The organism is Allorhizobium sonneratiae (assembly GCF_023700755.1).
Taxonomy (GTDB): Bacteria; Pseudomonadota; Alphaproteobacteria; order Rhizobiales; family Rhizobiaceae; genus Allorhizobium; species Allorhizobium sonneratiae.
Genome location: NZ_JAMKOJ010000013.1, coordinates 111,676 through 121,910, shown reverse-complemented (window position 1 = coordinate 121,910; position 10,235 = coordinate 111,676). Strand labels below are relative to the sequence as shown.

Genomic DNA, 10,235 nt, shown 5'->3' with positions numbered 1-10,235 from the left:
GACGCGGGTCATGGCCTGTTCCAGCCGGGTCAGCGCGTCGTTGAAATTGTGCCTGAGCGTTTCATAGCGTTCGCCGAGATCGGCACAGCGCACGGTGAGGTCGCCTTCGGAAAGCCGTTCCAGTGATGCCCCGATGGTGGAGACCACATGGGCCTGCTGGCGCGCCTCTTCCGCCGTCAGTTCGGCATTGCGCTGACGTTCGCCGTCCAGCGCCTGCTGCTGGCGTTGCTGCTGTTCGGCAAGCGCATGGCGCTCACGCACCTTTTCCTGCAGCGCTTTGGTGGCCTTGGCCATCATGCCCACTTCATTCGACATGTCGGTATGAGGAATGGAGATGTCGGTGTTTTCGTTCGCCACTTCGCCCAGCGCGTCATGAATGGCGTTCAACGGTCGCGAAATGCCGCGAATGACATAAAAGGCGGCACCAAGGCCGAAAATGAAGACGAAGATGCCGAAGGAGGCCGCTTTCAGAATGTCATTGAAGACTTCCGCATCGAGATCGTCCATGTAAAGGCCAGTGACGACGACCACTTTCCACGGGTCGAAAGCCAGCGCATAGGAGGTCTTGCGGTAGCTGTTGCCCTTCATGCCCGGCTTCGGCCCGAAAAAGGTGACGAGCCCGCCGCCGTCGCGGCCGACCTTCACCAGATCGTCGCGATAGGCATAGCCGTTCTGGTCGGCCTTGCCCTTGAAGCTTTCGCCGACCTTCTTCGGATCGGGATGAAACAGCATCTTCACATCGTAATCATAGCCGAAGAAATAGCCGTCCGGCTGGAATTTCATCGCATTGACAGCATCAAAAGCCTGTTTCTGCGCTTCCGCCTCGCTCAGCTTGCCGGCCTGTTGCAGCGCGTAATAGCGCTTGAGCACGGAAATGGCGGTTTCCACCTCGGTGCGCAGCAATTCATAGCGTTGTGTGTAGATCGTTTCTGCCGAGGAGCGGATCTGGAAAAATGTTGCCACGCCGAAGGCGATCATCAGCCCGCTGACCAGCAGCAGCAATTGCCGGGAAATCTTAAGGTTCTTCATAGGATACCTCTTGGAGGACGCTTCTTTCGCACTCCTCAGATCGCAAACGATGAAAGGAATGCGACACAGCCCAGATGTTCCTGTTTAATGGTGTTGCGCCTGTGTGACGACGCAGGGTTGTCTCCCCCAATAATGAGGGGTATTTATAAACAAAAGCTGAAAAGAAAGGCGCAATCACACCATTTGCGCCAAATAGTTGCGGCAGGCATGCTTGTGCCGCCGTGGGTCACTTGAGCCTGAGCTGCATCGGCGGAATTTCGGCAATAACCTGATCATGGTTGTTACCGGGTGGCGGCAGCATGGCCGGTCCGTGATCCGCCGGGGTTTCAACCGCAGCCGTTGTGGCGGAAAGGTCGATTCCGTCGCCTTTGAGGCCGGCAAGATCGCTGTCATGCTGTCCCAGCCAGCCATCCGCCTTGTTGATATAGGTGACGGGCGAGCCACCCATCCAGTCGGCAGTGCGTATGATTTCACGTCTGCCGTTGACGGTCTTGATGGTGATGCTCTGGCCCGTAAATCCAGTCGCGGGCTCGGCCTTTGCCTCTTTTTGGACGGGCGAGGTGCAACTGGCGCAGGTTATCTTGACCACGCTCGGCGTGATGCGGCTGTCGGTCTTGATCTCGACAATGGACGAGGCCTGAGCCGCACCGGAAGCGCACAGAACCAAAGCGGCGGCAAGAAACATACGCATGACAGACTCCCTGTTTCGGTATCGATCATAGACGGCAGGTCTTTCGATCTTGTCTCGAAAACAGATAAAATTTGAGTGATCTGCCGCCTACATGTTCTTTTCTCGGTCAATGGCGCGCCAGCCGATATCGCGGCGGCAAAAGCCGTTGTCCCACTGGACATCGTCGAGCAGGCGATAGGCGCGCTGTTGCGCTGCCCCGACATCTTTCCCCCGCGCCGTCACATTCAGCACCCGGCCACCGGTCGCGACCAGTTGACCGTCACGAAGCGCGGTTCCGGCATGGAACACCTTTCCACCTTCGCTTTCTGTCGGGATATGAGCAATCGGCGTATTCTTCTCATAGCTGCCGGGATAGCCTTTCGAGGCAAGCACCACGGTCAGCGCCGCATCGTCGTGCCATTCCGCCGTCACCTGATCCAGCGTGCTGGTGGCGGTGGCATAAAGCAGTGGCAGAAGATCGCTTTTCAGCCGCATCATCAGCACCTGGCATTCCGGGTCGCCGAAGCGGACATTGTATTCGATGAGTTCCGGGCCGCGTTCGGTGATCATCAGTCCGGCGAAGAAAACGCCGGAAAAGGGCGCGCCCAGTTCGGCCATGCCGCGCATGGTCGGTTCGATGATTTCCTTCAGCGTCCGCTCGACCATCTCGGCGTTCATTACCGGGGCGGGCGAATAAGCCCCCATGCCGCCGGTATTGGGGCCGGTGTCGCCATCGCCGACACGCTTATGGTCCTGCGCGGTGGCCAGCGGCAACAGCGTCTTGCCATCGCAGAGACAGAAGAAGCTCGCCTCCTCGCCATCGAGAAAGGCCTCGACCACCACTTCCGCACCGGCTGCGCCAAAGGCACCGTCGAAACAGTCGTCAATGGCGCCAAGCGCTTCCTCGATCGTCATGGCGACGGTCACACCCTTGCCGGCGGCAAGCCCGTCGGCCTTGATGACGATCGGCGCGCCCTGCTGCTGGATATAGGCTTTCGCCGCTTGCGCCTCGGTGAAGCGCTTATAGGCTCCGGTCGGGATGGAGAAGCGGGCGCAGATATCCTTGGTGAAACCTTTTGAGCCTTCAAGCCGGGCAGCCGCCGCCGAAGGGCCAAAAACGGCAAGGCCGCCATCGCGCAGATGATCGGCAAGGCCCGCCACCAGCGGCGCTTCCGGGCCGACGACGACGAAATCCACCGCCTTGTCCTTGCAGAAGGCAAGCACGGCGCCATGGTCATCGACGTCGAGATCGACGCATTCGGCATGGTCGGCAATGCCGGGATTGCCGGGGGCTGCATAAAAGGTCTCCAGCAGGGGAGACTGCGCGATCTTCCATGCCAGGGCATGTTCCCGTCCGCCAGAACCGATCAACAGAACCTTCATTGCACGCCTCCAATATCTTTCCTCGGCGGTTACGGCGTGGGCGCGCAAAAATCAAGGAAAAAGCCGCTTTTCTGTGGAGGGGAAGCGGTATCCGTTGCCTCGCCACGATCTCGCGCTATGGTCCGCCGATCAAATCTGGAGAAGACATCGCCATGGCCGACGACATCACATCCATTGCTGCCCTTATCGCCGGTGAAATCAACGCCCGCCCTGATCAGGTGGTCTCTGCCGTCGGCCTGCTGGATGAGGGCGCGACCGTGCCCTTCATCGCGCGCTACCGCAAGGAAGTGACCGGCGGGCTGGATGACACGCAATTGCGCCAATTGGCCGAGCGTCTCACCTATCTCAGGGAGCTGGGTGCACGGCGCAAGGCGATTGTCGAGAGCATTTCCTCCCAGGGCAAGATGACGGATGCACTGGCGGTAAAAATTGCCAAAGCCGTGACCAAGGCCGAGCTGGAAGACCTTTATCTGCCTTATAAGCCGAAGCGGCGCACCCGCGCCGAAATCGCCCGCGAGAAGGGCCTGGGACCGTTGGCGGAGGCCATTCTCGCCGACCGCAGCAGCGATCCGGCAAAACTGGCCGAAGCCTATCTCAAGGAGGATGTGGCGGATGTGAAGGCGGCGCTCGAAGGCGCGCGCGATATCGTGGCGGAGGGCATGGCGGAAAATGCCGAGCTGTTGAAAACACTGCGCAGCTATCTCAAGGACAAGGCGTTTCTCTATTCCAGGGTGGTGGATGGCAAGCAGGCGGCGGGCGAAAAATTCGCCGATTATTTCGACCATACAGAACGTTGGGCCACCGTGCCCGGTCACCGGGCGCTGGCCATGCTGCGTGGCTGGAACGAGGAGGTTCTGACACTGTCCATCGAGGCCGACAGGGACGACACCGCCGTAATCAAGCCCGCCCAGCGGATGATTGCCAATGCCTATGAGGTGAAGGCCAGAGGTCCTGCCGATCAATGGCTTCTGGACGTGGCCGGCTGGACCTGGCGGGTCAAGCTCTCCACCTCGCTCTCGCTCGATCTGATGCGCGAGCTTCGCGAGCGGGCCGAGGAGGAGGCGATCCACGTCTTTGCCCGCAATCTGAAAGATCTGCTGCTGGCAGCCCCTGCCGGGTCGCGTCCGACCATGGGGCTCGATCCGGGTATCCGCACAGGCGTCAAGGTGGCGGTGGTGGATGGCACCGGCAAGCTTCTGGAAACCGCGACCGTCTATCCCTTCCAGCCGAAAAACGATCTCAGAGGCGCGCAGGCCGAACTTGCCAGCCTCATGCGCAAGCACAAGGTGGAACTGATCGCCATCGGTAACGGTACGGCCAGCCGCGAAACGGAAAAGCTGGTGGCTGATCTTCTGGCGCAGCTTCCGGCCACAGGGGCTGCACCGAAGCCGACCAAGGTGATCGTCTCGGAGGCGGGCGCGTCGGTCTATTCGGCCTCGGAACTGGCGGCGAAGGAATTTCCCGGCCTCGATGTGTCGCTGCGTGGGGCGGTGTCGATTGCAAGACGCCTGCAGGACCCGCTCGCCGAACTGGTGAAGATCGAGCCGAAATCCATCGGCGTCGGCCAATATCAGCACGATGTCGATCAGGGCAGGCTCGGCCGTTCGCTCGATGCCGTGGTCGAAGATGCGGTCAATGCCGTCGGCGTCGATCTCAATACGGCATCGGCGCCGCTGCTGGCGCGGGTCTCCGGTCTTGGCGGTTCGATTGCCGAGGCGATCGTGACCCATCGCGACCAGAACGGGCCCTTTGCCACCCGCAAGGAGCTGTTGAAGGTTTCGCGCCTTGGCGCGCGCACCTTTGAGCAATGCGCCGGCTTTCTGCGCATTCCAAACGGCAAGGAGCCGCTTGATGCCTCTGCCGTTCACCCGGAAGCTTACGGCGTGGCGAAGAAGATCGTTGCCGCCTGCGGGCGTGATCTCAGAAGCCTGATGGGTGACAGTGCGGCGCTGAAAAGCCTCGACCCGAAACGCTTCGTCGATGAGCAATTCGGCCTGCCGACGGTGAAGGACATTCTCTTGGAACTGGAAAAGCCGGGTCGCGACCCGCGCCCGAGCTTCAGAACCGCCACCTTCGCCGAAGGGGTGAATGAGATCGACGATCTGAAACCCGGCATGCAGCTTGAAGGCACCGTGACCAATGTTGCCGCCTTTGGCGCTTTCGTCGATATCGGCGTGCATCAGGACGGGCTGGTGCATGTGTCGCAACTGGCCGACCGCTTCGTCAAGGACCCGCATGAGGTGGTCAAGGCGGGCGATGTGGTGAAAGTGCGTGTCGTCGAGGTGGATGTGAAGCGCAAACGCATTGCCCTTTCCATGCGCAAGGATGGGGGCGAGGCCCCGCCACCGTCGATGCGCGACAATCGCGGCACGGCCAATCTGCGCCACGCCGATAAAGGCCAGCCGAAGAAAACCGAACAATCCGGCATGGGCGGACTGGGTGCCGCGCTGGCTGAGGCCATGCGGCGAAAATAAGCCGGCCATCACGTTTTCGTGACGTTGCGTTTTGAAAGCGCGCCTTTTGCGTGCGTTGCTTTTGATTTCAAAATGTTCCGGCAATTTTTGCGATTTATGTGACAAAAGCACCCTTGTCAGCGCTGTCAAAGGCGATAGGTTTGAGCCTGTCGATTGTGGCATTCCTGAGGATTCAAGGGGGGCCTATGGCTTCATCTCTGCGTAAGCTCCTGCGCAAGATCATTCGCAAGGGGACATTGGATGTAACCGGCCAGGATGGCCGAACCGAACGGATGGGAGATGGGCAGGCGCCCTTCATCGCCATGCGTTTTACCGATGACGAGGCCGAGGAGGCCATCGCTCGCGATGCTCAGCTGAAGCTGGGCGAAGTTTACATGGAAGGTCGGCTCGTTATCGAAACGGGCGATATCTATGGCCTGCTGACGCTGATCAAGGAAAACACCCTGGTCACCGACCTCAACTTCTCCATGCTCTGGCGGGGGATCTTGCGCATTGCCGAGGCGCGGCTGCGCGGTCTGATGCCGATCAACCGCAACAAGCACAATGTTGCCCATCATTACGATCTCAGCGCCAAGCTGTTCGATCTGTTTCTCGATGATGACTGGCAATATTCCTGCGCCTATTTCAATCCGCCCGGCATTTCGCTTGAAGAGGCGCAGATGGCAAAAAAACGTCATATCGCCGCCAAGCTGAGGCCGGAAGAGGGGCAGCGCGTGCTGGAAATCGGCTCCGGCTGGGGCGGCATGGCGATGTATCTCGCCGAGATGGCCGGTGTCGACATGACCGGCATCACGCTCAGCGAAGAACAGTTGAAAGTCTCACGCATGCGGGCTCAAAAGCGCGGCCTTGCCGATAAGGTGCGCTTTGAATTGCAGGATTACCGGACGATGAAGGCGAAGCCCTTTGATCGCATCGTCTCCGTCGGCATGTTCGAGCATGTCGGTCCGGCCAATTACAACCGGTTTTTCCGCAAGGTGAAAGAGCTGATGAGCGATGACGGGGTGATGATCCTGCATTCCATCGGCCAGCCCTATCCGGCGCTTTACAACAATCCGTTCTTTGAGAAATACATCTTTCCCGGCGGCTATATTCCGGCGCTGTCCGAGGTGATGCCGTTTATCGAGAAAAACGGCCTGCTGGTGGCCGATTGCGAAATCCTGCCCATGCATTACGCCCATACGCTCCGGCACTGGCGCGAGCGCTTCATGGCCCGGAAGGAAGAGGCGGCAAAGCTTTACGACGAAAACTTCGTGCGCATGTGGGAGTTTTATCTCGCCGGTTCGGAAATGGCCTTCAGCCATGAGGATTTCTTCATCTTCCAGCTGCAGATCACCAAAAAGCGGATGAGCGTGCCGGACAATCGCGATTATATTCCCGGTCGGGAAGCCGCGCTGAAGGAGAAGGAAGCGACGCGTCCGCCACTGGAAAAGGTGGAATTCTGATATTTCACTCAGGCGCGGTTTGGGCTATCAAGGCGGCATGACCATCTCCGCCGACCATACAGACCGCGTTTATGACGCGCCTTCCAACAGCTGGGTGTACCGGCTCCTGCCGCGTCCCGCCTGGCCCTTTGCCCAGCTTGCCCGATGGGACCGGCCCATCGGCTGGCAATTGCTGATGTGGCCCTGTTTCTGGTCTTCGGCGCTGGCTGCCAATCATCTGGCGCGCAATCATGAGCTGCATGGCTGGAGCTTTGCCGTTCAATTGCTGCTGTTTTTCCTCGGGGCGGTGGCCATGCGCGGCGCTGGCTGCACCTATAACGATCTCGTCGACCACAAGATCGACAGCGAAGTGGCGCGCACCCGTTCACGGCCCCTGCCATCCGGCCGGGTCAGCCGCTTGCAGGCCAAGCTGTTCATTCTGCTGCAGGCGTTGATCGGTGCGGCGGTGCTCTTTTGTTTCAATGGCTTTTCCATCGTTCTGGGCCTCTCCTCGCTGGTGATCGTCGCGGTCTATCCCTTTGCCAAACGCTTTACCGACTGGCCGCAATTCTTTCTCGGCCTTGCCTTTTCCTGGGGCGGGCTGATGGGGTGGGCCGGGCTGACCGGGTCGCTGTCGCTGGCCGCCGTGCTCACCTATCTCGCCGCCATCGTCTGGACCATCGGCTATGACACGATCTACGCCCATCAGGACAAAGAGGATGACGCACTCGTCGGTGTCCGCTCAACCGCCCGTCTCTTTGGCGACGACACCAAGGTCTGGCTCACCGGTTTTTACGGCGGCATGATCCTGCTGCTTCTCTTTGCCTTCATTTTCACCGGCGTCGCCCTGCCGGGCTATCTTGGTCTGGTGGTGGCTGCAGGTCTTTTGACCTATCAGGTCTCGGTGCTGGATATTGATAATCCGACACAATGTCTGGCCCTGTTCAAGATGAACCATCCCCTCGGTTTCATCGTGTTTCTTGGTCTTCTCGTCGCAATTCCCTTCGCCTGATTGGGCCCATCGCCAGCTCCGGTATGTTCGCAAATCCGGATATATGTGTTGATTTTAGCCTCTATATAGGGTACCCCCCTATTGTATGAGTCATGTCATACACAACAAAGACAAGCTTCTCGCCCGTGTGCGCCGCATGAAGGGGCAGATGGAAGCCATCGAAAACGCCCTGATCGCAGAAAAATCCTGCGGTGAGGTTCTCAATCTGGCAGCCTCCGTGCGCGGTGCCTTAAGCGGGCTGACGGCGGAACTGATCGAACATCATGTGGAAGGCCATATTCTTGCAGCCGACCTCGATGAAAAAGCCCGCCAGACCGGCGCGGATGAATTGCTGGACGTGATCAGGAGCTATCTGAAATGAGCGAAACCCACGACCACGACCACGACCATGGGCACGATCATGCCCATTCGCCGGACCGGTTTTCCTATCCGCATCCGCATGATTTTCTCGGTCGCAACCACGCCCGCAACGAGCGGCGTGCCTGGATCGTCATTGCCATTACCGTGCTGGTCATGGTGGTGGAGATTGTCGGCGGCGAATTGTTCGGCTCAATGGCGCTTCTGGCCGATGGCTGGCATATGGCCACCGATGCAGGCGCCATTCTCGTGTCGGCGCTGGCCTATGGCTTTGCCAGACGCTACCGCAATGATCCGCGCTTTACGTTCGGCACCGGCCAGTTCGGCGATCTGGCCGCCTTTTCCAGCGCCATCATCCTGCTGCTGGTTTCGGTCTTTCTGGCGGTTGAAAGTTTCAGGCGCTTCTTTACCCCGGTGCCGATTGCCTTCGATGAATCCATTGCCGTTGCCGTGCTGGGGCTGATCGTCAATATCGCCTGCGCCTTTCTGTTGCACGACCATGGCCACGATCATGACCATCCGGGCCACAGCCATGCCGGACATGATCACTCAGGGCACGATCATTCAGGACATGGTGCGCATCACGGGTCGGAAGATCGCAATCTCAAGGTCGCCTATCTGCATATGGTGGCCGATGCGATCACATCGCTGACGGCCATCATCGCGCTGGCGCTGGGCGCTCTTTATGGCTGGGTGTTTCTCGATCCGGTCATGGGGCTGGTTGGTGCGGCGGTGATCGGCTGGTGGTCGCTCAAGCTGTTGAAGGATACCGGGCTTGGCCTTTTGCATTTCATGCCGCACAGGACCGGATTGCCGGATCGCATCCGCACCCTGCTGGAAAAAGGCGACACCCGGATCAGCGATCTGCATGTCTGGCAGCTTGGCCCTGGACATTATGGTGTGATCGTTTCACTGCGGACGTCAAGCCCGTTATCGGTTGCCCAATACCGGGAACGGTTATCATGCATATCGGAATTGTCACATGTCACGGTTGAGGTTGACGCGGCATCCTCTGTATGAAAACAAAACAGAGACCGGGTTTTACTCCGGTCCCTGTTGAGAAAATCTTCAGTTTTGCCCGGCCTGATTAACTGCGGGCGATGATTTCTTTGCCGGAAATCTTCATGATCACGCCGAGCGATCCGGTGGTGCGACGCACCAGAAAACGCGGACGGCGCTCGGCAAAATGCGAATGACGACGGCGCGGACGCGGCGCATGGGTCTTGATTGCGCCAAGATGCTCTTCCAGGGGGCGGGCTACGCCATCGGCTTCGACCATCAGCATGGGAATGTTGAAGGTTTCTGCCCAGTTACGCCAGTCGGCGGCGATGTCGGACAGGTCATGCGCCACCAGAAGCGGAATGCAAAGCTCCGGATCGTCATGATAAAGTTCGAGCGTAACGGTGATTTCGCCATTACCATGGTCGATGGCGCGGGCTGCAACCCCACGAAAGGCGCGAGCCGGCAGGGCGAAGGAGAGTGGCAGGCCGCTCTCCGGCAGGATCTTGCGCATGACGGCGCCGCGTTTATCCAGTGTAATCGAGACTTTGCCGAAACTGTCGCGCAACGCATAGGATACATGTTGCGGCAGGCGGGAGGGTTCCAGCCTGAAGGTTGCTCCGGCCCAGACGGGCTTCATAACCGTGTTCGTCATCATTACTACCCTTGTTTTACCTGAGAGCCGTTTTCGTGCTCTTCTCATTGGGACTTGTTCGTCCATTGAGTGTGAGGATAGCGTTGTCCTGTTCCGGAGCGCTTAAGAATTGCGGTTAAGAAAACTTTGCTTCACCAGATGGTTATCGAATTCCAATCATCATAGGTTTCATTTTGGTTTATGAGTTTCATCGAATGCTAACGGTTTTTTTAATGCAAGCCATGACTTCTTATGG

8 protein-coding genes and 1 pseudogene are annotated in these 10,235 nt (G+C 58.9%); 5 read left to right on the top strand and 4 right to left on the bottom strand.

Annotated features, from left to right (window positions below):
• The 3 genes from NAC44_RS19805 to purD form a co-directional block, all read right to left on the bottom strand.
• Positions 1 to 1,029, bottom strand: a 1,029-nt coding sequence (locus tag NAC44_RS19805) for a cache domain-containing protein (protein ID WP_250943295.1), incomplete at its 3' end; no start/stop codon positions are given.
• A gap of 226 nt (positions 1,030 to 1,255) precedes the next feature.
• On the bottom strand, positions 1,256 to 1,720 hold the full coding sequence (locus NAC44_RS19800; RefSeq protein WP_250943294.1) for a plant virulence effector HPE1-like domain-containing protein: 465 nt from the start codon (positions 1,718 to 1,720) through the stop codon (positions 1,256 to 1,258).
• An 87-nt stretch (positions 1,721 to 1,807) separates the two neighbouring features.
• Positions 1,808 to 3,082, bottom strand: a complete 1,275-nt coding sequence (gene purD / locus NAC44_RS19795) for a phosphoribosylamine--glycine ligase (protein WP_250943293.1) — start codon at positions 3,080 to 3,082, stop codon at positions 1,808 to 1,810.
• 152 nt (positions 3,083 to 3,234) lie between these two features.
• Here purD and NAC44_RS19790 point away from each other — a divergent pair.
• The 5 genes and pseudogenes from NAC44_RS19790 to dmeF all read left to right on the top strand — a co-directional run.
• Positions 3,235 to 5,410 (top strand): annotated as a pseudogene (locus tag NAC44_RS19790) (Tex family protein); the annotation flags it as partial.
• A gap of 331 nt (positions 5,411 to 5,741) precedes the next feature.
• On the top strand, positions 5,742 to 6,998 hold the full coding sequence (locus NAC44_RS19785) for an SAM-dependent methyltransferase (protein ID WP_250943291.1): 1,257 nt from the start codon (positions 5,742 to 5,744) through the stop codon (positions 6,996 to 6,998).
• A 37-nt stretch (positions 6,999 to 7,035) separates the two neighbouring features.
• Positions 7,036 to 7,989, top strand: coding sequence for a 4-hydroxybenzoate octaprenyltransferase (ubiA, locus tag NAC44_RS19780; RefSeq protein WP_250943290.1), 954 nt, complete (start codon positions 7,036 to 7,038; stop codon positions 7,987 to 7,989).
• 85 nt (positions 7,990 to 8,074) lie between these two features.
• Positions 8,075 to 8,350 carry a metal/formaldehyde-sensitive transcriptional repressor gene (locus NAC44_RS19775; RefSeq protein ID WP_250943289.1) on the top strand — a complete coding sequence of 92 codons (276 nt, stop codon included), beginning with the start codon at positions 8,075 to 8,077 and terminating at the stop codon, positions 8,348 to 8,350.
• On the top strand, positions 8,347 to 9,366 hold the full coding sequence (gene dmeF, locus NAC44_RS19770; protein WP_250943288.1) for a CDF family Co(II)/Ni(II) efflux transporter DmeF: 1,020 nt from the start codon (positions 8,347 to 8,349) through the stop codon (positions 9,364 to 9,366). Before NAC44_RS19775 ends, dmeF begins: the two co-directional genes overlap by 4 nt.
• A gap of 67 nt (positions 9,367 to 9,433) precedes the next feature.
• Here the strand turns inward: dmeF and NAC44_RS19765 are convergent, their stop codons facing one another.
• Positions 9,434 to 10,000 (bottom strand): DUF6101 family protein, encoded by a 567-nt coding sequence (locus tag NAC44_RS19765; protein WP_250943287.1) that lies wholly within the window; start codon positions 9,998 to 10,000, stop codon positions 9,434 to 9,436.
• Between the last annotated feature and the right edge of the window lie 235 nt (positions 10,001 to 10,235).

Bases quoted from the DNA above. Each gene is read 5' to 3' on its own strand.
- NAC44_RS19800 (WP_250943294.1), bottom strand. From the start codon at position 1,720: ATGCGTATGTTTCTTGCCGCCGCTTTGGTTCTGTGCGCTTCCGGTGCG.
- purD (WP_250943293.1), bottom strand. From the start codon at position 3,082: ATGAAGGTTCTGTTGATCGGTTCTGGCGGACGGGAACATGCCCTGGCA.
- NAC44_RS19785 (WP_250943291.1), top strand. From the start codon at position 5,742: ATGGCTTCATCTCTGCGTAAGCTCCTGCGCAAGATCATTCGCAAGGGG.
- ubiA (WP_250943290.1), top strand. From the start codon at position 7,036: ATGACCATCTCCGCCGACCATACAGACCGCGTTTATGACGCGCCTTCC.
- NAC44_RS19775 (WP_250943289.1), top strand. From the start codon at position 8,075: ATGAGTCATGTCATACACAACAAAGACAAGCTTCTCGCCCGTGTGCGC.
- dmeF (WP_250943288.1), top strand. From the start codon at position 8,347: ATGAGCGAAACCCACGACCACGACCACGACCATGGGCACGATCATGCC.
- NAC44_RS19765 (WP_250943287.1), bottom strand. From the start codon at position 10,000: ATGACGAACACGGTTATGAAGCCCGTCTGGGCCGGAGCAACCTTCAGG.